Here is a 20,639-nt window from a genome sequence, read left to right on the forward strand (position 1 = left end):
ACCGTGATGACGATGATGACCGAGACCGGCACCTCGGTGAAGCTGGAGGCGGTGACCCGTAGCTATCGGGGTGACGGTGGCGAGGTGACCGCATTGGACGACGTGTCGGTCACCTTCGGGCATGGGACGTTCACCGCGGTGATGGGTCCGTCGGGCTCGGGAAAGTCGACGCTGCTGCAGTGTGCCGCCGGCCTCGACCGTCCGAACTCCGGCCGGGTGTTCCTCGGCGGGACGGACCTCACCGCGCTGAGCGAGCGGAAGCTGACCCAGCTGCGCCGCGACAAGGTCGGCTTCGTCTTCCAGCAGTTCAACCTGATGCCCTCGCTGACCGCGGAGCAGAACGTCGCGCTGCCGCTGCGGCTGGCAGGGCGGCGGCCCGATCCCGATCTCCTGCGCCAGGGGTTGGCGTCCGTCGGGCTCGAGGACCGGCGCGGGCACCGTCCGGCGCAACTGTCCGGTGGCCAGCAGCAGCGGGTGGCGATCGCCAGGGCACTGGTCACGCGGCCCGCGGTGTTGTTCGCGGACGAGCCGACCGGCGCGCTCGACACGGCGACCGGGCGCGACGTACTGCACTTGCTGCGCACGCTCGTCGACCGGCACGCCCAGACCCTGGTGATGGTCACCCACGACCCGGTGGCCGCTGCGTACGCGGACCGGGTCGTCTTCCTCGCCGACGGCCAGATCCGCGACGAACTGGTCGATCCCGATCCGCGCTCGGTGATGTCGCGGATGGTGCTGCTGGAGGCGTCGTGCTGACCATCGCGCTCAGTACCCTGCGCACCCGCTGGGTGTCCTTCGTGGGTTGCTTCTTCGCTCTGTTTCTCGGCGCCGGGCTGATCGCCGTGACCGGGCAGGTCCTTGCCAGCACGGTCACCACCGCTGACCGGGCGCCCCAGCGGTACGCCGCGGCGCCGGTGGTGGTCGTACCCGGCGAGCTGACCGGCCTGCCTCCGATCGCGGGGCAGCCCTCGCGGCCCGCGGAGCCGCGAGGGCTGCCCGCGGTCCTCGCGGCCGAGTTCCCGGACGCCGTGATCGACCGGGTCTTCCCCGCCGCGCTGGCGGGCGGTCCGCCGGCGACCGGGCGGCCGTGGTCTGCGGCGCGCACCGCGCCGCACCATCTCACCGCCGGACGCCCTCCGGCCGCGGACGGCGAGATCGCGGCGAGCGTGTCGGCCCGTCAGGGGGTCACCCTCGGCGAACAGGTGCGGATCGTCACCGCGGGCGGTGCACAGACGTACACGGTCGTCGGCATCACGTCAGCCGGCCCACAGGACACCCTGTTCTTCACCGACGCACGGGCCGCGGCGCTGTCGCCGAGAATCGACGCGTTGGCGCTGTGGCAACCGGCCGACGCCGTACGGGCCGTGGTCGGCGACCGCGGCCGGATCCTCACCGGCCAGGACCGGGCACTGGCCGACCCGACCAGGCAAGACGACGACCGGGCGCGGAACAACGCCAACACCATCGCGGGTATCGCGGGTGGCTTCGCGGCGTTCGTGGCGATCTTCGTCGTGTCCTCGACGTTCGCGTTCACCGTGGTGCAGCGCCTGCGGGAGTTCGCCCTGCTGCGCACTGTCGGGGGAACCCGGCGCCAGGTGCGCCGGATGGTGCTCGCCGAGGCCGGGGCCGTCGCGGTCGTCGCGTCCGCACTGGGTGCGGTGGTCGGGCCCCTCGCCACCGGGTGGTCGCTGGACGGCCTGATCAGCCATGGCATGGCCCCGGCCTGGACGGTAGTGAGCCACTCGGCCGTCCCCGCGCTGGTGGCGTTCCCGGCCGGTGTTCTCGTCGCGCTGCTCGGCGCGGCCGCCGCGGCGTGGCGTGCCTCGCGCGTCGCCCCGGTTGAGGCGATGCGTCAGGCGGCGGCCGAGTCGAGGCCGATGACACCGGTGCGCTGGCTGCTCGGTCTTTCCGCGCTCCTGGGCGGAATCATCAGCATGGCCGTCAACGTGGGGTTCGACCCCGAGTCGGCGGCCAAGAACAAGACGGCGATGCCGATCGTCATGCTGCTCGTCGCCGGCGTCAGCCTCCTCGCTCCGGCCGTGGTGCGGCCCGTCACGCGGGTGCTGGCCAGACCGCTCGAGCGGCTGCGCGGCGCCACCGGCATGGTGGTGGCCGGTTCCGCTCTCACGTCCGCCCGGCAGACAGCCGCGGCCGCGGGGCCGGTGCTGGTGATGGTCGCGCTGGCCGTATCGCTGCTCGGCGGAGCCGCGACCGGCGACGCGGCGGACACCACCCAGCAGACCGCACCCGTGCGGGCCGAGTATCTCGTCCTGCCCACGACGGACGCGGGCCTCGACCGGGAGCTCGTCGGACGGCTGCGGAACACACCCGGGGTCGACGTCGCCACCTCCACGCCGACCAGCGTGTACACCGCGGAAGGCCAGGACACCGTCCTGATCCAGCGCCCGGTCGAGGTCGTCGAGCCGGGTACCTTTCCGTCCGCCGTCCGGATCGCTCTGGCGGAAGGCTCGTTCTCCGCGCTCGACGAGCACGGGATCGTGGTCTCCGCCGACTGGGAGCGGGGCCTCGGCGAGACCCTGCGTCTCCGCCGCGCCGACGGCTCCGCGACCACGCTCACCGTGGTCGGCGTGCTCGCCGCGGGAGCCGGCGCTGACGCCTACATCACGCCGCCGGCCGTGGACCCCCCGACCGCTCTGCCCAGCGTCGCCTACGTGAAGCTCCATGACGGCACCCCGGGCGCGGCCGTCGAGGAGGCATTGCGCGGGGCGACCGAGGGGCACAACGCCCGGATGGTGTCCCGCTCGGTGTGGGCCGACAGCCTTGCGGCTCACCGGGGCTCCGCGAGCAGGCTCGGACTGCTGGCCGTGCTCGGCGTCATCCTCGCGTACACCGCCATCGCGCTGGTCAACATCGCGCTGATGGCAGCGGCCCAACGGGCGCCGGAACGCCGGGCACTGCGTCTCGCCGGTGCCCGCCAATCCCAGGTGCTGCGCTTCGTCGCGGCGGAGTCCCTCTTGGTGGTGGCGATCGGCGTCGTCCTGGCCACCGCCACGGCGGCACTGGCGCTGACCGGACAATGGGCGGCGCTCGTGCGCGTCGTCGGTCCGCTACCGATCCACGTGCCATGGCTCGCGGCCGCGGCGGCGGTAGCCGGATGCGCACTCCTCGCCATGCCGGCGTCGATCTTGGCCGCGGCGATCACGGACCGGGGCGGAAGACCGCGCACCGGCGCCCGATGACGGTCTGATGACGAGCGCGAACCGGTGATCGAGGAAAGCGTCCGGCCGCCGTTCCGGCGAGTTGACCCGGTTCGCGCCCGGCAGCCGTGTGGTGAACGGACCGCGTTGGGGGTGGTGATCCCGGGCCGGTTGGATGGACCCATGACCGTGACGTTCCTGCTGCTCGCCCGCTTGCCCGAGGACGGGGCGGCGGCCTTCGACGCCTACGAGGATTCGGTGCTGCCGCTGCTGTCCGAGTACGGTGGGCGCCTCGAGCGGCGGGTGCGTTCCCTCGACGACCGCACCGAGGCGCACCTGGTGTCGTTCCCCGGTGAGCAGGAGTTCGCCGCGTACCGCGCCGATCCCCGGCGGGCCGCGTCCGCGCCGCTGCTGGAGCGGTCGGGCGCCGTGGTGGAACTCCTGCCCGTCCGGGAGATCACTTCCCGGAACGGGTCGTAGGCCGTTGACCAGCGGTCCGTCCGACTTGGTGGTGGACGTCCGGCACGCGCCGGTGCTGGGCTCGCTGGCGCTGGCCGGGATCGTCATAGCCGTGCTCGGCGCCATCGTTCCCGCCCGCGGTGCAGCGAGGACGCCGGTCGCCGCGGTGCCCCACAACGATTAGCGGCTGCGTCCGGGGCACCTCCCCGGTCCCTCCGGATGGACAGGACCGGGGAGGGCGGCGTTGCCGGGTGCGTCCGGTTCAGGCCAGCTTTTCCACGGTCTCCACCAGGGTGCGCAGCTCGTCCTCGGTGTTGAAGTAGTGCACCGACGCACGCACCATGTCCGGCAGCTGCCGGACCTGCTGGTCGTACTGGTAGGAGGTGGGGCGCGCCACCGAGGTGTTGACCTTCGCGCCGTACAGGGTGTCCCGCACGTCCCCGGCGTCGACGCCGGCGACGCTGAAGGTCACGATGCCGCACTGGTGCCGGCCCTGGTCGTGCACCGTCACGCCGGGGATCCGGGACAGGTCCGCCCGCAACCGCGCGGCCAGCGCGGTCACCCGCTCCTCGATCGCGGGCAGCCCGACCTCCAGGGCGTAGTCGACGGCGGCGCCGAGGCCCAGCACGAGACCGTAGTTGCGTTCCCACGTCTCGAACCGACGTCCGTCCGGGGCGATCTCGAACTCCGCCGGCGCGGTCCAGGTGGCCGAGTGCAGGTCGAGCATCGCGGGCTCGAGCCGTTCCCGCAGCCGCGGGTGCACGTAGAGGAAGCCGGTGCCGCGCGGGCCACGCAGGTACTTGCGGCCGGTGGCGGACAGCGCGTCGCAGCGCAGGCGGCGCACGTCGAGGTCCAGCTGCCCGGCCGACTGGCACGCGTCGAGCAGGAACGGGACGCCCGCCTGCTCGGCGATCGCGCCGACCTCCTCGGCCGGGTTGACCAGGCCGCCCTGGGTGGGCACGTGGGTGATCGAGATCAGCTTCACCCGGTCGTCCAGGCGGCGCTCCAGGTCGGCGACGTCGAGCTGGCCGCTCTCGTCGTCCTCGACGACCTCGACCACGGCACCGGTGCGGCGGGCGACCTGCAGGTAGGCGATCGCGTTGCTGGCGTACTCCGACCGGCAGGTGAGGATCCGGTCGCCGGGGCCGAACCGGAACGCGTAGAAGACCGCCTGCCACGAGCGGGTGGCGTGGTCGGTGAGCGAGATGTCGGCGGTGCCGGCGCCGAGGAACCGGGCGATCGAGCCGTACACGCCCTCGATCCGCTCGGCGTGCGCGGCGGCGGTCTCGTAACCGCCGCGCACCGACTCCTCGCGCAGGTAGTCCAGCACGGTGCCGGTGACCCGGTCCGGCGGGAGGGACGAACCGGCGTTGTTGAGGTGGATGACTTCGCCGGTGCCCGGGGTCTCCTGGCGGAGGCGGTCGACGGCTGCTGCGTCCAGTGCGGTCAAGGTCGTCACAGACCGACCATATTCGGCGTGGCCAGGCGGGGACACCTCTTGACGACGTCGTCCCAGTCGTATTCGGGGGCGACCCGGCGCAGCGCGGCCAGTGCCGCGGGCATGCGGGCCCGGTCCGCGCCGTCGGCGATCTTGACCGCGACCGTGGTGCCGTCCGGCAGGACCGCGATCTGCACGGCCTCCGCACCGTCCTTGGCGATCAGCCCGGGCACGGCGGTCATCAGCTGCGTGACGTCCCGGTTCGGGCCGGCGACCATCTCCGGGTGCTTGCGCATGGCCTCGGCCACGCGGTGCTCGGGTGTGCCGGGCGGCGCGGTGGCGACGCGCTGGACCGCGGTGGCAAGGCCGCGCAGGGAGATCGCGAACAGCGGGGCGCCGCACCCGTCGACCGCGGTGTGCGCGACCGGCTCGCCGGCCAGCTCGGCCACGGTGGCGGCGAGCCGGGTCTGCAACGGGTGCGCCGGGTCCAGGTATCCGGCGGTGGGCCAGCCGTTCCGCTTCGCCGTGGCGAGCATCGCCGAGTGCTTGCCGGAACAGCAGTGCGCGAGCCGGCGGGGCGCGCGGCCGTCGGCGAGCCACTGGTCACGCAGGACCGGGTCGTGGGGGAGGTGCGCCGGGCACCGCAGGTCGTCCTCGCTCAGGCCCGCGTCGCCGAGGATCTGGGCGGCACCGGCCAGGTGGAACTCCTCCGCCGAGTGGCTCGCCGCGGCCAGTGCGAGCAGGTCGGACGGCAGGTCGAGACCGAGCCGCACCATGCCGGCGGCCTGCATGAGCTTGGCCGTCGACCGGGGGTAGCCCGGCTCGTCGACCTCGCCCCGGGCTTCCAGCAGCGTCCCGTCGGGCGCGAGGACCACTCGCGATCCGAAGTGGACGCTTTCCACCCGACCGTCACGGAACACCTGGACCAGAGGGATCACCACGACGGCCAGGCTCGCCGCGGGCTCGCCGTTGTGTCAAGCGGACGCTCGTCACTTACACGGTTTTGATCACTCCGCCGTCCGCCAGGTAGTCGGCGCCGGTGAGGTTGCCCGCGCGTGGCGAGGCGAGGAACGTCACCAGCGCGGCCGTCTCCGCCGGCTCGCTCAGCCGTCCGGTGGTGATGCCCATCGCCGCCGGAACCCCGGCCAGGTACTCCTCCAGCGGCACCCCGGCGGCCGCGGCCAGCTCGCCCGCGTACCCGGCCGGGTCGGCCCAGCTCTGCGTCCGCGTCGGGCCCGGGCTGACGGTCAGCGCGCGCAGGCCCCGCGCGCCGAACTCCTCGGCCAGCGCCTTCGTCAGGTTGGTCAGGGCCGCCTTCGCCGTGCCGTAGTCGACCGGCGGGAACGCGGCCCGGGCGCCGATCGACGAGATGTTGATCACGACGCCGCGCCGGCGGAGCAGCCCGGGCAGCAGCGCACGGGTCACCCGCACGGTCGCGAACAGGTTCAGCTCGTAGGTCCGCAGCCACGCGTCGTCGTCGATGTCCAGGAAGCCCCCGGCCCGCATGCTGGCCGGCACCACCCCGCCCAGGTTGTTCACCAGGATGTCCACGTCACCGGCGCGTTCGGCGAGCAGTGCCACTCCGTCCGGCGTGGTCAGGTCGGCCTCGATCCCGATCCCTTCGCTCACGCTGCGTGCCGCCGCGAACACGGTCACGCCTTCCGCGGTGAGCGCCCGCACGGTCGCCAGCCCGATTCCCTTGCTCGCGCCGGTCACGACCGCCGTCTTCCCGTCCAGCCGCAGGTCCACGTACTTCCCTTTCTTGAACTGTAGTTACAAAATCACCGCAGCGCGAAGCGCCGCGGAGCCGAACGGCTCAGAGCGCGCGCATCGCCGTCTCCGCCAGGCTCGCCAGCCGGTCCGGATCGGGATCGGCCTTGGCCAGCACGCGGATACCGTTGAGGGTGGTGAGCAGGAACGCCGCGAGGGCGCGGGCGTCGGCACCGGGGTCGATCTCGCCCGCGCGCTGGCCCTCCTCGATGGTGCTGCGGAACGCCGCCTCCTGACGCTCGAAGGTGCGGCGGACCAGGTGGTTGACCGACGGGTCGGACTCGCCGAACTCCACCGCGGCGTTGGCCACCAGGCAGCCCCGGCGGTCGTCACGGGCCGCCTCGACGACCAGGTCGAGCGCCCTGCGCACCCGCTCCCGCGCCGGTCCTGCGCCGTCCAGGATCTCGATCAGCCGGACGGTCTCCCGCTCGTAGTACCGTCGCAGCGCGCGCTCGTAGAGAGCGTGCTTGCTGGTGAACGCGTTGTACAGGCTGCCGCGCCCGATGCCGAGGGCATCGACCAGGCGCTGCGGCGTGGTGCCCGCGAACCCGTGTGCCCAGAACACCTCCATCGCCTTGTCCACGGCCGCGTCGACGTCGAAGGATTTCGCTCTCGCCACGGCTCGACCCTAGCCGATACTGGAACTTGAGGTCAAATAAAGTTCGCTCGGCACGTCGGCGCCGTTTTCGTCGGTGCCCCGAGCTACGCTGGCTCTCCAGGCCGGCAGCAGGCGGCGTGAGGTCACAGGGGAGGTTTCTGCTGGTGTCGAACGATTCCTTCGTCCACCTGCATGTGCACACCGAGTACTCGATGCTCGACGGTGCGGCGAAGATCGCCCCGCTGTTCGCCGAGGCGAGCCGTCTCGGCATGCCCGCGGTCGGGATGACCGACCACGGCAACATGTACGGGGCGGACGAGTTCTACCAGCAGTCGCGCAAGGCCGGGCTGAAGCCGATCATCGGCATCGAGGCCTACATCGCGCCCGAGTCGCGGTTCACCAAGAAGCCGGTGTTCTGGGGGCAGGCGTCGCAGCGCGGTTCCGACGAGTTCGGCGAGGGCGGCGACGTCTCCGGTGGCGGTGCCTACACCCACATGACGATGCTGGCGGAGAACGCGACCGGTCTGCGGAACCTGTTCAAGCTCTCCTCACTGGCCTCGATCCAGGGCTACTACCGCAAGCCGAGGATGGACCGGGAGCTGATCGCCGAGAACGCCTCGGGCATCATCGCCACCACCGGCTGCCCCTCCGGCGAGGTGCAGACGCGGCTGCGCCTGGGCCAGAAGCAGGAGGCCATCCAGGCGGCGTCGGACTACCGGGACATCTTCGGGGCGGACAACTTCTTCCTCGAGCTGATGGACCACGGGCTGCCGATCGAGCGGTCGGTGCGCGAGGGGCTGCTGGAGGTCGGCAGGCTGCTCGACCTCAAGCCGCTGGCCACCAACGACTCGCACTACGTCACCAAGGACCAGTCCGACTCGCATTCGGCGCTGCTGTGCGTGCAGTCCGGCAAGACGCTCAACGACCCGAACCGGTTCAAGTTCGACGGCGACGGCTACTACCTGAAGTCGGCCGCGGACATGCGCGAGTACTGGGACACCGAGGTGCCCGGCGCCGCCGACAACACCCTGCTCATCGCCGAGCGCGTCGAGTCCTACGACGACGTGTACACGCACAAGGACCGGATGCCGGTCTTCGAGGTGCCCGACGGGCACGACGAGGCTTCGTGGCTGCGGGCCGAGGTCGACCGCGGTCTGGCGTGGCGGTTCCCCGACGGCGCGCCCGATGGCTACCGCGAGCGGCTCGACATGGAGCTCGAGGTCATCATCGGGAAGGGCTTCCCGGCCTACTTCCTCGTGGTCGCCGACCTCATCAACTACGCACGCAAAGTCGGCATCCGCGTCGGTCCCGGCCGTGGTTCGGCGGCGGGTTCGCTGGTCGCCTACGTCCTCGGCATCACGAATCTGGACCCGATCCCGCAGAAGCTGCTGTTCGAGCGGTTCCTCAACCCCGAGCGCGTGTCGATGCCCGACATCGACATCGACTTCGACGACCGCCGCCGCGGCGAGATGATCCGCTACGCCACCGAGAAGTACGGCGCGGACAAGGTCGCCCAGGTGATCACGTTCGGCACCATCAAGACCAAGGCGGCGATCAAGGACGCCGCGCGGGTGCACTTCGGCCAGCCGGGGTACGCGATCGCGGACAAGATCTCCAAGGCGCTGCCGCCGCCGATCATGGCCAAGGACATCCCGCTGTCGGGCATCGTGGATCCGCAGCACGAGCGGTACGGCGAGGCCGCCGAGGTGCGGACGCTGATCGAGACCGACGACGAGGTCTCCACGATCTTCAACACCGCCCGCGGCCTGGAGGGCCTGATCCGCAACGCCGGCGTGCACGCCTGCGCGGTCATCATGTCGAGCGAGCCGCTGATGGATGCCATCCCGTTGTGGCAGCGCGACGACGGGTCGATCATCACCGGGTGGGACTACCCGTCCTGTGAGGCCATCGGCCTGTTGAAGATGGACTTCCTGGGGCTGCGCAACCTCACCGTCATCGGCGACGCGATCGACAACATCAAGGCCAACCGCGGCATCGACATCGACCTGGACACCCTCGGCGTCGACGACCCGGAGACCTACAAGCTGCTCTCTCGCGGTGACACGCTCGGCGTGTTCCAGCTGGACGGTGGCCCGATGCGGGACCTGTTGCGGCGCATGCAGCCGACCGTGTTCGACGACATCGTCGCGGTCGGCGCGCTGTACCGCCCCGGCCCGATGGGCATGAACGCCCACAACGACTACGCCGACCGGAAGAACGGGCGGCAGCAGGTCAAGCCGATCCACCCCGAGCTGGAAGAGCCCCTGAAGGAGATCCTGGCCGACACCTACGGCCTGATCGTCTACCAGGAGCAGATCATGCACATCGCGCAGAAGGTCGCCGGCTACTCGATGGGCCGGGCGGATGTGCTGCGCCGCGCGATGGGCAAGAAGAAGAAGGAGGTCCTCGACAAGGAGTTCGAGGGCTTCGCCGCAGGGATGAAGGCCAGTGACCTTGTTCCCGGCGGTTTCTCCGACGAGGCCATCCAGGCGCTGTGGGACACGATCCTCCCGTTCGCCGGGTACGCGTTCAACAAATCCCACGCGGCCGCGTACGGCCTCGTGTCCTACTGGACCGCATACCTGAAGGCGAACTACCCCGCGGAGTACATGGCCGCGCTGCTGACGTCGGTCGGCGACAACAAGGACAAGTCGGCGGTCTACCTGTCCGAGTGCCGCCGGCTCGGCATCAAGGTGCTGCCGCCGGACGTCAACGAGTCGGGCCAGCGGTTCGCCGCGGTCGGCGACGACATCCGCTTCGGCCTGGGCGCGGTGCGCAACGTAGGCGCCAACGTCGTCGAGTCGATCATCAAGACGCGCCAGGAGAAGGGCAAGTACTCCTCCTTCACCGATTTCCTGGACAAGTCCGAGCTGGTGGCCTGCAACAAGCGGGTCATCGAATCGCTGATCAAGGCGGGCGCGTTCGATTCGCTGGGCAACACGCGGCTGTCGATGATCCAGGTCCATGAGGACGCGGTCGACGCGGTCGTGCCGCTCAAGCGCCAGGAGGCGATGGGCCAGTTCGACCTGTTCGGGGCGTTCGGCGCGGACGGTGACGCGGCGGAGGCCGCGCCCTCGTCGTCGCCGTTGGCGCACCTGAGGTTCGGTGACGAGGAGTGGCCGCGCAAGCAGTTGCTGGCCTACGAGCGGGAGATGCTGGGCCTGTACGTGTCGGCCCACCCGCTGGACGGTGCCGAGCGGATCCTGCGCAAGCACGCCCCGCGGCCGATCGCCGCGATCCTGGACAACCCGCCGAAGGAGGGCGAGCTGATCATCTCCGGGCTGATCACCTCGCTGGAGCGGCGGGTCAACAAGAAGGGCGAGCCCTGGGCCATCTGCACGGTGGAGGACATGGACGCCTCGCTGGAGGTGCTGTTCTTCCCCAAGTCCTACGCCATGTTCTCGGCCGATCTGGTCGAGGACAACGCGGTCCTGGTCAAGGGCCGGGTGAACTGGCGGGAGGACAAGATGTCCGTCTTCGGCGGTGGTCTCGTCCCGCTGGACCTGTCGGAGATCGGCAACGGCGACGACGAGCCGCCGCTGGTGCTGCGGTGCACGGCGGAGCGCCTGGACAAGAGCGTGGTCGGCGAACTGAAGTCGACCCTGCTCGCCCACCGCGGCGACACCCCCGTGCGCCTGAAGCTGGTGGGCAGGCAGCGCGAGACGACCTTCGCCCTCTACGACTACCCGGTCAAGGTCAGCTCGATGCTGATGGGCGAGCTCAAGGGCATCCCCGGTATCACCGCGGGCACCTAGGGCACCAGCACAACGGCCACGCCGGCACCGGGGCCAACCGCCAGGGCCGTCCCTCCCGCCGCGGGCGGCGCGAGCACCGTGGCGGGCGCGATCTGTGAGCAGAAGCGACCATGGAGGAGTGACGCTCACCCGGCAACAGGATCCGCGCCGCTGGAAGGCCCTGGCCGTGACCCTCACGGCGGGGTTCATGGGCCTGCTCGACGTGAGCATCGTCAACGTGGCCCTGCCCTCGATCCAGAAGGGCATCGGCGGGAACGCGGGCACCGCGCAGTGGGTGGTGTCCGGATACGCGCTGGCGTTCGGTCTGGTCCTGGTGTCGGGCGGCCGGCTGGGGGACGCGCTGGGCCGGCGCCGCATGTTCCTCATCGCCCTGGCGGCGTTCGTGGCGATGAGCGCGTTCGCCGGTGCCGCGCCCACCGGTGAGGTGCTGGTGATCGCGCGGCTGCTCCAGGGTTGCGCGGCCGGGATGCTCACGCCGCAGAACAGCGGCTTGATCCAGGACCTGTTCCAGGGCCCGGAACGGGGCAAGGCGTTCGGCGCGTTCGGCTCGGTGGTCGGCATCTCGACCGCGGTCGGGCCGGTCCTGGGCGGGCTCATCATCGCGGTGTTCGGCGAGGAGCACGGCTGGCGCTGGGTGTTCTACGTCAACGTGCCGATCGGCGTGCTGGCGTTCGTCCTGGCGTTGCGGCTGGTGCCCCGCGCGGAGGGCCGCCCCGCCCGGCTGCGGCACGAGATCGACTTCCTCGGGGTGCTGCTGCTCGGCGCGGCCGTCCTGTGCGTCCTGCTGCCGCTCGTGGAGTCCGAGCAGCAGGGTCTGCGCCGCCTGTGGTGGTTGTTCGGGGTGGCGGTCGTGGTCGGGTTCGCGTTCGTGTGGTGGGAACGGCGCGTGGTGCGGCGCGGCCGCCCGCCGCTGATGGACGTGCGGCTGTTCACCGAAACCCCGGGTTACGCGCCGGGCGCGGCGATCGGCGCGGTGTACTTCTGCGGGTTCGCCGGGATCTGGCTGGTGTTCGCCCTGTTCTTCCAGCAAGGTCTGGGGTACTCGCCGCTGGAGTCCGGTCTCGCCGTCACCCCGTTCGCCGTCGGCGCCGCCGTGTCGGCCGCGGTGGCGGGCCGGTTCGTCGCCCGGTGGGGCCGCCGCCTCACCGTCAGCGGCCTGTCCCTCGTCGCGTGCGGGCTGGGGGTGGTCGCGCTGCTGGCGTGGCTCGCCCCCGGGCAAAACCTCGGGCTGGTCGTCGCGCTGCCCCTGCTCGCCGCCGGGATCGGGGGCGGGATGGTCATCTCGCCCAACACCACGCTCACCCTGGAGTGCGTGCCGACGAGCATGGCCGGGGTGGCCGGGGGAGCACTCCAGACCGGGCAGCGGATCGGCACGGCGATCGGCACGGCGGTGCTCGCCTCGGTCTTCCGCGCGGTCGTGCCGGCCACGCACGGCGATTTCCCGGGCGCGCTCGCGGTGTCGATGCTGTGCGCCGTCGGGTTCGTCGTCGTGGCGCTGGGTCTCGGAATCGCGGAACTGCGGGCCCGGCGGGTACGCGGCTCTGACGATCAATCACCGAGAGCTACTCCTGCTGCTCCATATGAGTGAGACTGTCCCGAAGGTGCTAGCTCGACGGAGAGCAACCGGGTAAACCTTGTACAGCCTTCAGGCTTCGGGCGGCAGCTACGCACAGTGGCGATGCGGGGCCGGTTCCGGGGATGGAACCGCGCTCCGGGCTCTCCAGAGTGGACACTCAGGGTCACGCCCGGCCGCGCCGTCGGCGTCCGCGGGGGATCGTGCGGCGGCAGGAAGGCACCCGTGTGGGTGGGCCCGGATGAGGGGGAGCCGGGCCCACCCCTTTTTCTGTGCTGCAATGGGCGCACATCCGGCCGTCGGGGAGGGAAGGCAATGTCCGTGGCACCGGCGAACCGGCGGTACCGGGTCTGGTACCGGCCGATGGCTGCGCGCGACCGCGACGAGGAACACCGCGTCGCGACCCCGCTGGAGTTGTTGTTCGACCTGTGCTTCGTCGTCGCGGTCGGTCAGGCCGCGGGCGAGCTGCACCACGCGCTGTCGGACAACCACGTCGGCCACGGGGTGCTCAGCTTCCTGCTGGTGTTCTTCGCGATCTGGTGGGGCTGGGTCAACTTCACCTGGTTCGCGTCCGCGTTCGACACCGACGACGGCCCCTACCGGCTGCTCACGTTCGTCCAGATCGGCGGCGCCCTGGTGGTCGCCGCCGGGGTGAGCCGGGCGTTCGCCGACGACTTCACCGTCATCGTGATCGGCTACGTGCTGATGCGCCTGGCGATGGTCGCCCAGTGGTTGCGCGCCGCCGCGAGCGAACCGGAGTGCCGGCCCACGGCGTTGCGGTTCGCCGCCGGCATCACGGTCGTCCAGGCGGGCTGGGTGGCACGCATCGCCGTGCCGGAGTCGTGGCTGCTGCCCAGCTTCCTGGTGCTCGCCGCGGCCGAGATGCTGGTGCCGGTGTGGGCCGAGCGGCCGGCACCCACCCGCTGGCACCGGCACCACATCGCCGAACGGTACGGCCTGTTCACGCTGATCGTGCTCGGCGAGACGGTGTTCGGCGCCACCAACGCCGTCCGGGAGGCCATCGACACCGGACACGACCTGCTCGACCTGGTGCTGCTCGCGCTCGCCGGGCTGGTGCTGGTGTTCGCGATGTGGTGGCTGTACTTCGACCAGCCCGGCCACCAGCGGCTGGCCCAGTTCCGGCAGGGCTTCGCCTGGGGCTACGGCCACTACCTGATCTTCACCTCGGCCGCCGCCGTCGGCGTGGGCATCGAGGTGGCGCTGGACCGCATGACCGGCGCCGCGCACACGCCGGGCCTGGTCGCCGCACTGGCCACGACGCTGCCGGTGGCCGTGTTCCTGGTCAGCGTGTGGCTGCTGCACGTGGGGCCGCGCAACGAGTGCCGCCCCATCGCGATCGCCTTCCCGCTCGCCGCGGTGCTCGTGCTGGCGGCGTCGCTCACCCCGGTGCCGGTGTACCTGACCGCCCTGATCGCCGCGGCGCTGGTGGCCACCACCGTGATCGCCGCCCACGGCGAACCGGTCAGCGACTGACCGGCGCGGGCAGCACCTCGCCCAGCGGTTCCCGCAGCACGACGGCCGCCACGTCGTCGTAGGGCGTTCCGGACGCGTTGACGATGATCACCGGTGCTCCGCGGTCCGGACAGTTCCCGGCCACCTGGTGGAGCCCGTCGATGTTCTGCGTGAGGACGGCCCCGCGGAAGTCCCGGATATGCCCGAGTCGGTGGAGACACCGGCGCCGGTGAGCGCGACGATCCGGGCGGCGCCCTCCACGAGCCGCCGCGTGATCGAGTTCCGGGACGGCCATGGCCCCCATGGTGCCGTCCCGGAACCGCGATCACCACACGGTCACTTGAGCGCGCTGCCCTGCTGCCACTTGTCCCAGGACAGCGCCCAGTCGCCGTAGAGGTCCCACACCGGCAGCGCCTGCCCGCCCGAGTTGGTCACCTCCACGACGTCGCCCAGGCCCATGTTGTGGAAGAACCACTGGGCGTTCTCGGCGTTGAGGTTGATGCAGCCGTGCGAGACGTTGGAACTGCCCTGCGCCCCCACGCTGTTCGGGTTCTCGTGCACGAACTCGCCGTCGTTGGAGATGCGCTCGGACCACTTCTCGTCCGAGCTGTACCAGTTCGGATCGCCCTTGCAGACGCCGTAGGTGCACGAGTCCATGTGGTAGGTCTCGGCCTTGAACGAGATGACGTGCGGGCCCAGGTGGGTCGGGGTGGCGTCCTTGCCCATCGAAATGGGCATCGTCTTCACCACCTGTCCGTTGTGCAGGATCTGCATCTGCTCGGTGTTGCCGTCGGCCTTGGCGATCCAGGAGTCGTGCACGTGGTAGGTCTCGGTGCGGTCCTCCGCGCCGTAGACACCGTTGCCGAAATCGACGCCGTAGATCTTCGCCGACACGGTCAGCGTGGTGCCTGGCTGCCAGTACTCCTTCGGCCGGTAATGCACGTTCTTGTCGTCGATCCAGTACCAGGAGCCCTGCTGCGGCGGGTTCGACACCACCGAAAGCTGCTTTTCCACGTCGGCCTTGTTCTTCACCCCGTAGCTGAACTGGAAGACGATCGGCTGACCGACGCCCACCCCCGTCTGGGCGACCGCGCCCGGCGCGGGGATCAGGTTCGGATTGGCCTGCTTGGCCGGTGCCACCGTGGTGATCTGGCCCTGCTGGTCGACCGTCTTGCCGGCGCTGTCCGCGCCGCGCGCATCGACGGTGTAGGTGCTGGCGTAGCCCAGCGGTTCCGACGAGGTCCAGGTGGTCTTGTCGGCCGAGAGCTGGCCCTTGACCGTGGTGTGCTTGGCGGTGTTCTGGACCGTCACGTCGGTGAGCGTGCCGTTGGCCGCCTTCACCACGATCGGCGTGGCGGGGCTGATGTTCGTGCCGTTCGCGGGTTCGATGGACACGGTCACCGCGGCCTGTCCGGAGTTCGCCGGCGCGGCTGTACCGCCGTTGCTCGTATTGCCCTGATCACCGGAAGTGCAGGCCGACAGAAAGAGCGCCACGGCGAGCAGTCCGGCCGTGATCGGCGCCCTGCGGGTGGAAAGTAAAGTCTTCTTGACTGTCATGTGGTCTCTTTGCGCAAATCGTGGGCGGAACAAGCAAACTACCGTGCCCGCATAGACGCCTCCTCACCCGGTTTGTTGTGCGGAAGTGGCCCGCGTCACGGCGTTGCCCGCGGGGTCACATCACCTTCACGCCGGGGCCGCCGTAGAGGCCGGGACCGTCGACGGTGATCTCCCGCAGATAGATGCGTGCCGCCTCGTAGGCGAGGTCGGTCAGCTCGTCGGTGCGGCTGAAGTCCAGCGGGCTGAGCCGGACCGGACGCGGGCCGGGCAGGTACACGACCGGCACCTCCGCCGCGGCGATCGGCGCCTCCAGCACGGCCTGGTTGCGCATGCTCACCATCGCCGTGTACATCAGCACCTCGGCGAACGTCTGCGGTGGCGACGGGATCTGGCCGGGGAAGGCGCAGTCGAGCACGACCAGCGAGCGGGCGCCGAGCGCGAGCGCCTGCCGCATGGGCACGTTCGCGACCAGCCCGCCGTCGTAGAGCAGCCGGCCCTCGTGCTCGACCGGTGGGTAGATCCCCGGGATCGCCGCGCTGGCCAGCAGCGGCGGCCGCAGCTCGCCGGAGGTGAACAGCCGCGCCTCCCCGGTGTCCACCACGGTCGCGACGACGCCCAGCGGCAGCGCGAGGTCCTCGAAGGTGGTGCCCGGGCCGAGGTGGTCGTCGACGATCGTGGCCAGCCCGATGTTCGCGAACAGGTGCGTCTTGCTGTGCCGCAGGGTGCGGACCTGGCTGAGCACCCCGCCCGGGAACGCCTCGTGGCGGGTCATGTGGCTCCACGTCTTGCGCAGCCGCTCGCCCGCGTCGTCCGGGTCCAGAGCGAGGACCGCGCCGTTGAGCGACCCGACGGACGTGCCGACGACGAGGTCCGGCCGGATCCCGGCCTCGGTGAGGGCGCGGAGCATGCCGACCTGCATCGCGCCCAGGCTGCCGCCACCACCGAGCACGAACCCGACCGGACGGGGAAGGTCCACCATCCGACCACCTCCCTGTTCGCATGGTGCTCCGCGCCCCGCGCCCCCGCTACGGGAGAACGGGTGGCCTTGACCACCCCGATCCGGGGGCTTCCCTTCCGCACTACCGGCGAGTAACACTGGTCACAAAGGTCTTGACGGCACACGGGGAGGTGCTCGGTGGTTGATCAGCCGAAGGTGACGGAGCAGGAAGCCCGCGCGGTCGCCGAGGAGGCCCGGGAGAGCGGCTGGCGCAAGCCGTCGTTCGCCAAGGAGCTCTACCTGGGGCGCTTCCGGCTCGACCTGGTCCACCCGCACCCCCGGGCCGACCCGGCCGCCGCCGCGAAGGCCGGGGCGTTCCTCACCCGCCTGCGCGAGTACGCCGAGACGCTCGACGGCACGGTGATCGAGCGGGAGGCGCGCATCCCGGACGAGTACGTCAAGGGCCTGGCCGAGCTGGGATGCTTCGGGATCAAGATCCCCGAGGAATACGGCGGGCTGGGGCTGTCGCAGGTCACCTACAACCGGGCGCTCGCGCTGCTCGCCTCGGTGCACCCGACGCTGGGCGTGCTGCTGTCGGCGCACCAGTCGATCGGCGTGCCGGAGCCGCTCAAGCTCGCCGGCACGCCCGAACAGAAGGCGAAGTTCCTGCCGCGCTGCGCGGAAGGCGCGGTCACCGCCTTCCTGCTCACCGAGCCGGACGTGGGGTCCGACCCGGCGCGACTGGCCACCACGGCGACGCCCACCGGCGACGGCGCCTACCTGCTCGACGGCGTCAAGCTGTGGACCACCAACGGTGTGGTGGCCGAACTGGTCGTGGTGATGGCGCGGGTGCCGCGCGGCGAGGGGCACCGGGGTGGGATCACCGCGTTCATCGTGGAGATGGACTCGCCGGGCATCACCGTGGAGCGGCGCAACGCGTTCATGGGCCTGCGCGGCATCGAGAACGGTGTCACCCGTTTCCACCAGGTGCGGGTGCCCGCGGACGCCGTTGTCGGCGGCGAGGGCAAGGGGCTGAAGATCGCGCTCGCCACCCTGAACACCGGGCGCCTGTCGATCCCGTCGATGTGCGCGGGCGCGGGCAAGTGGTGCCTGAAGATCGCGCGCGAGTGGTCCGCGGCGCGCGTGCAGTGGGGCAAACCGATCGCGGAGCACGCGGCGGTGGCGAACAAGATCTCGTTCATCGCGGCCACGACGTACGCGCTGGAGAGCGTGCAGGAGCTGTCCGGCCACATGAGCGACGAGGGCCGCAACGACATCCGCATCGAGGCCGCGCTGGCGAAGCTGTACGCGAGCGAGATGTCCTGCAAGATCGCCGACGAGCTGATGCAGATCCGCGGCGGCCGCGGTTACGAGACCGCCGAGTCGCTCGCCGCGCGCGGGGAGCGGGCGGCCGGGGTCGAGCAGCTGGTGCGCGACCTGCGGATCAACCGCATCTTCGAAGGCTCGACCGAGATCATGCACCTGCTCATCGCGCGCGAGGCGGTCGACGCGCACCTCGCGGCGGCCGGGGCACTGGCGGAGGCCGACGCCGGCCTGCCGGCGAAGGCGAAGGCCGCCGCGAAGGCCAGCGGGTTCTACGCGAAGTGGTTGCCGCAGCTGGTTGCCGGCCGCGGGCAGGTGCCCACCTCGTTCGCCGAGTTCGGGCAGCTCGCCCCGCACCTGCGCTACGTCGAGCGGACGGCGCGCAAGCTGGCGCGGTCCACGTTCTACGGGATGGCGCGGTGGCAGGCCGGGCTGGAACAACGGCAGGGTTTCCTGGGGCGGATCGTGGACATCGGGGCCGAACTGTTCGCGATGTCGGCCGCGTGCGTCCGGGCGGAGATGCAGCGCCAGGACGACAAACGGGAGGGCGAGGCCGCCTACGAACTGGCCGACGTCTTCTGCCGGCAGGCGCGACTGCGGATCGAGGCGCTGTTCGAGAAACTGTGGCACAACACCGACGACGCCGACCGCCGGCTGACCGGCCGCGTCCTCGACGGCGCCCACACCTGGCTCGAAGAAGGCGTGCTGGACCCGAGCGAGGGCACCGGCCCGTGGATCGCCGACTGGCGGGCGGGAGCCTCCACCGAGCACAGCGTGGCCCGCCGCTACGCGACCGGCTGAGCCGGCACCGGCGGCGGGCTACTCCACCGTGCCGCTCTCCGCGGGGGCCGCCGGCTTGGCCATCGCCCGCTTCTTCTTCCACCTCAGCAGGAAGAAGACGCCCACCGCGGCCAGCACGCCGACCACGATCAGGCCGCCGGTGCTCATCAGGCCCTCGATGCGCTTGGCCGCCTCACCCATCGCGGCGCCCAGGCTGATGTGCAGCAGCGACCAGCACGTCGCCCCCGCGGCGGCGGCCGGCAGGAACTTCCGGAACTCCAGCCCGGAAGTACCGGCCGCGGCCGGGGTCAGCGTCCGGATCACCGGCAGGAACCGTGCGAAGAACACCGCCCACGCGCCGCGCCGGTGCAGCACGTCCGTCGCCTTGTCCCAGGCGTCCGTGCCGTACTTCTGGATCAGGTTGGTCTCGCGCAGCCGTGGCCCGAACTTCCGGCCGATCGCGTAGCCCAGTGAATCGCCGATGATGGCGCACATCGCGACCACCGCCCACAGGATCAGGAACCGCGGCGCCGTGTTGGCGGTGGTCGCGGCGACCAGCAGGCCCGACTCGCCCGGGGCGATGAAACCGAGCCCGATGGTGCACTCGGCCAGCACGAGCGCGCCCGTCGCGCTGACCAGCGCCGGCTGCGGTAGCGCCTGCAGCCAGTCCAAGATGTCGGTTACCAACGCCACCTGCGATCCCCTGTCCGTTATGCCCTTGCTGCCCTGTTCACGCTACCGGCCACGGTATCGGGCACACAGTGCACTTACGTCAGGGAAAGACCCTGGCTTTCAGCGGGCCAGCAGGCTGCTGGCTTCCTGCGCGGCCGGCCCGGCCTCGGCCAGGTGCGCCAGGTTCTGCGGCAGTTCCTCGCCGCGGTGACGCTTGGTCTGGGCGTAGAGACGGCCCGCGCGGTAAGACGACCGGACGAGCGGGCCGGCCATCACACCGGCGAACCCGAGACCCTCGGCGACCTTGGCGTGCTCGACGAACTCCTCCGGCTTGACCCACCGGTCCACCGGGTGGTGCCGCACCGACGGGCGCAGGTACTGGGTGATCGTGAGGATCTCGCACCCGGCGTTCACCAGGTCGCGCATCGCCGGCTCGACCTCCTCGGGGGTTTCCCCCATGCCGAGGATCAGGTTCGACTTGGTCACCAGCCCGGCCTCGCGGGCGCGGGTGATCACCTCGAGCGAGCGGGCGTAGCGGAAGCCGGGGCGGATGCGCTTGAAGATCCGCGGCACGGTCTCCACGTTGTGCGCCAGCACCTCCGGCTCGGCGCCGAACACCTCGGCCAGCTGGCCGGGCTCGGCGTTGAAGTCGGGGATCAGCAGCTCCACACCGGTGCCCGGGTTCAGCGCGTGGATCTGGCGAACCGTCTCCGCGTACAGCCACGCCCCGCCGTCGGGCAGGTCGTCGCGCGCGACCCCGGTGACGGTGGAGTAGCGCAGGCCCATCGCCTGGACGCTCTCGGCGACCCGGCGCGGCTCCTCGCGGTCCAGCTCGGCGGGCTTACCGGTGTCGATCTGGCAGAAGTCGCAACGGCGGGTGCACTGGTCACCGCCGATGAGGAAGGTGGCCTCGCGGTCCTCCCAGCACTCGTAGATGTTGGGACAGCCCGCCTCTTCGCAGACCGTGTGCAGGCCCTCCCGGCGGACCAGGCCCTTGAGTTCGGTGAACTCCGGCCCCATCTTCGCGCGGGTCTTGATCCAGGACGGCTTCTTCTCGATCGGGGTTTCACTGTTGCGGACCTCGAGCCGCAGCAGTTTCCGACCTTCAGGCACAACAGTCACGCGCCCCAGCCTACGCCCCCGGTG

16 protein-coding genes are annotated in these 20,639 nt (G+C 71.0%); 8 read left to right on the forward strand and 8 right to left on the reverse strand.

Translation table 11 applies throughout. The features are described 5' to 3' along the window. Window positions 1–12: 12 nt before the first annotated feature. The 4 genes from FHX45_RS23630 (at window position 13) to FHX45_RS23645 (ending at window position 3,801) form a co-directional block, all read left to right on the forward strand. Window positions 13–756 carry an ABC transporter ATP-binding protein gene (locus FHX45_RS23630; RefSeq protein WP_167106036.1) on the forward strand — a complete coding sequence of 248 codons (744 nt, stop codon included), beginning with the start codon at window positions 13–15 and terminating at the stop codon, window positions 754–756. Then, window positions 750–3,200: an FtsX-like permease family protein gene (locus FHX45_RS23635; protein WP_167106039.1), complete on the forward strand. Its 2,451-nt coding sequence runs from the start codon at window positions 750–752 to the stop codon at window positions 3,198–3,200. The genes FHX45_RS23630 and FHX45_RS23635 overlap by 7 nt, the downstream gene beginning before the upstream one ends. A gap of 141 nt (window positions 3,201–3,341) precedes the next feature. After that, window positions 3,342–3,638 carry a hypothetical protein gene (locus FHX45_RS23640; RefSeq protein ID WP_167106042.1) on the forward strand — a complete coding sequence of 99 codons (297 nt, stop codon included), beginning with the start codon at window positions 3,342–3,344 and terminating at the stop codon, window positions 3,636–3,638. Between the two features lie 4 nt (window positions 3,639–3,642). After that, entirely contained in the window at window positions 3,643–3,801 is a 159-nt protein-coding gene (locus FHX45_RS23645; RefSeq protein ID WP_167106045.1) for a hypothetical protein, read from the forward strand. 78 nt (window positions 3,802–3,879) lie between these two features. Here the strand turns inward: FHX45_RS23645 and FHX45_RS23650 are convergent, their stop codons facing one another. The 4 genes from FHX45_RS23650 to FHX45_RS23665 all read right to left on the reverse strand — a co-directional run bounded on the left by FHX45_RS23650 (window position 3,880) and on the right by FHX45_RS23665 (window position 7,444). Next, window positions 3,880–5,076, reverse strand: a complete 1,197-nt coding sequence (locus tag FHX45_RS23650) for an aminotransferase class V-fold PLP-dependent enzyme (RefSeq protein ID WP_341771591.1) — start codon at window positions 5,074–5,076, stop codon at window positions 3,880–3,882. After that, window positions 5,073–5,990: an asparaginase gene (locus FHX45_RS23655; RefSeq protein ID WP_167109384.1), complete on the reverse strand. Its 918-nt coding sequence runs from the start codon at window positions 5,988–5,990 to the stop codon at window positions 5,073–5,075. The genes FHX45_RS23650 and FHX45_RS23655 overlap by 4 nt, the downstream gene beginning before the upstream one ends. 58 nt (window positions 5,991–6,048) lie before the next feature. After that, window positions 6,049–6,804: an SDR family oxidoreductase gene (locus FHX45_RS23660; RefSeq protein ID WP_167106048.1), complete on the reverse strand. Its 756-nt coding sequence runs from the start codon at window positions 6,802–6,804 to the stop codon at window positions 6,049–6,051. A gap of 67 nt (window positions 6,805–6,871) precedes the next feature. Beyond that, a complete protein-coding gene (locus FHX45_RS23665; RefSeq protein ID WP_167106051.1) occupies window positions 6,872–7,444 on the reverse strand; it encodes a TetR/AcrR family transcriptional regulator in 573 nt (190 codons plus the stop codon). Between the two features lie 143 nt (window positions 7,445–7,587). Here FHX45_RS23665 and dnaE point away from each other — a divergent pair, with 143 nt between their 5' ends. The 3 genes from dnaE (at window position 7,588) to FHX45_RS23680 (ending at window position 14,245) form a co-directional block, all read left to right on the forward strand. Then, a complete protein-coding gene (dnaE, locus tag FHX45_RS23670; protein ID WP_167106054.1) occupies window positions 7,588–11,178 on the forward strand; it encodes a DNA polymerase III subunit alpha in 3,591 nt (1,196 codons plus the stop codon). 187 nt (window positions 11,179–11,365) lie between these two features. Continuing rightward, window positions 11,366–12,766 (forward strand): MFS transporter, encoded by a 1,401-nt coding sequence (locus FHX45_RS23675; RefSeq protein WP_208407531.1) that lies wholly within the window; start codon window positions 11,366–11,368, stop codon window positions 12,764–12,766. Window positions 12,767–13,066: 300 nt separating this feature from the next. Further along, window positions 13,067–14,245, forward strand: coding sequence for a low temperature requirement protein A (locus tag FHX45_RS23680; RefSeq protein WP_167106061.1), 1,179 nt, complete (start codon window positions 13,067–13,069; stop codon window positions 14,243–14,245). Window positions 14,246–14,560: 315 nt separating this feature from the next. Here FHX45_RS23680 and FHX45_RS23690 read toward each other — a convergent pair whose 3' ends face one another. Both FHX45_RS23690 and FHX45_RS23695 read right to left on the reverse strand, forming a co-directional pair. Further along, entirely contained in the window at window positions 14,561–15,781 is a 1,221-nt protein-coding gene (locus FHX45_RS23690) for a L,D-transpeptidase (RefSeq protein WP_167106064.1), read from the reverse strand. Between the two features lie 115 nt (window positions 15,782–15,896). Beyond that, window positions 15,897–16,760, reverse strand: coding sequence for a patatin-like phospholipase family protein (locus FHX45_RS23695; RefSeq protein ID WP_167106066.1), 864 nt, complete (start codon window positions 16,758–16,760; stop codon window positions 15,897–15,899). Between the two features lie 156 nt (window positions 16,761–16,916). On the opposite strand from FHX45_RS23695, the gene FHX45_RS23700 reads away from it, so the two are divergent. Next, a complete protein-coding gene (locus FHX45_RS23700; protein ID WP_167106069.1) occupies window positions 16,917–18,842 on the forward strand; it encodes an acyl-CoA dehydrogenase family protein in 1,926 nt (641 codons plus the stop codon). Between the two features lie 18 nt (window positions 18,843–18,860). Here FHX45_RS23700 and FHX45_RS23705 read toward each other — a convergent pair whose 3' ends face one another. Together FHX45_RS23705 and lipA are read right to left on the reverse strand one after the other, a co-directional pair. Further along, window positions 18,861–19,514 carry a VTT domain-containing protein gene (locus FHX45_RS23705; RefSeq protein ID WP_167106072.1) on the reverse strand — a complete coding sequence of 218 codons (654 nt, stop codon included), beginning with the start codon at window positions 19,512–19,514 and terminating at the stop codon, window positions 18,861–18,863. Window positions 19,515–19,613: 99 nt separating this feature from the next. Beyond that, window positions 19,614–20,615, reverse strand: coding sequence for a lipoyl synthase (gene lipA / locus FHX45_RS23710; RefSeq protein WP_167106075.1), 1,002 nt, complete (start codon window positions 20,613–20,615; stop codon window positions 19,614–19,616). Between the last annotated feature and the right edge of the window lie 24 nt (window positions 20,616–20,639).

Origin of the sequence: Amycolatopsis granulosa (genome assembly GCF_011758745.1) — a bacterium.
GTDB lineage: Bacteria > Actinomycetota > Actinomycetes > Mycobacteriales > Pseudonocardiaceae > Amycolatopsis_E > Amycolatopsis_E granulosa.

Excerpts from the sequence above, each read along its gene's own strand:
- FHX45_RS23690 (WP_167106064.1), bottom strand. The coding sequence starts at position 15,781 with ATGACAGTCAAGAAGACTTTACTTTCCACCCGCAGGGCGCCGATCACG.
- FHX45_RS23680 (WP_167106061.1), top strand. The coding sequence starts at position 13,067 with ATGTCCGTGGCACCGGCGAACCGGCGGTACCGGGTCTGGTACCGGCCG.
- FHX45_RS23675 (WP_208407531.1), top strand. The coding sequence starts at position 11,366 with ATGGGCCTGCTCGACGTGAGCATCGTCAACGTGGCCCTGCCCTCGATC.
- FHX45_RS23640 (WP_167106042.1), top strand. The coding sequence starts at position 3,342 with ATGACCGTGACGTTCCTGCTGCTCGCCCGCTTGCCCGAGGACGGGGCG.
- FHX45_RS23695 (WP_167106066.1), bottom strand. The coding sequence starts at position 16,760 with ATGGTGGACCTTCCCCGTCCGGTCGGGTTCGTGCTCGGTGGTGGCGGC.
- FHX45_RS23630 (WP_167106036.1), top strand. The coding sequence starts at position 13 with ATGATGACCGAGACCGGCACCTCGGTGAAGCTGGAGGCGGTGACCCGT.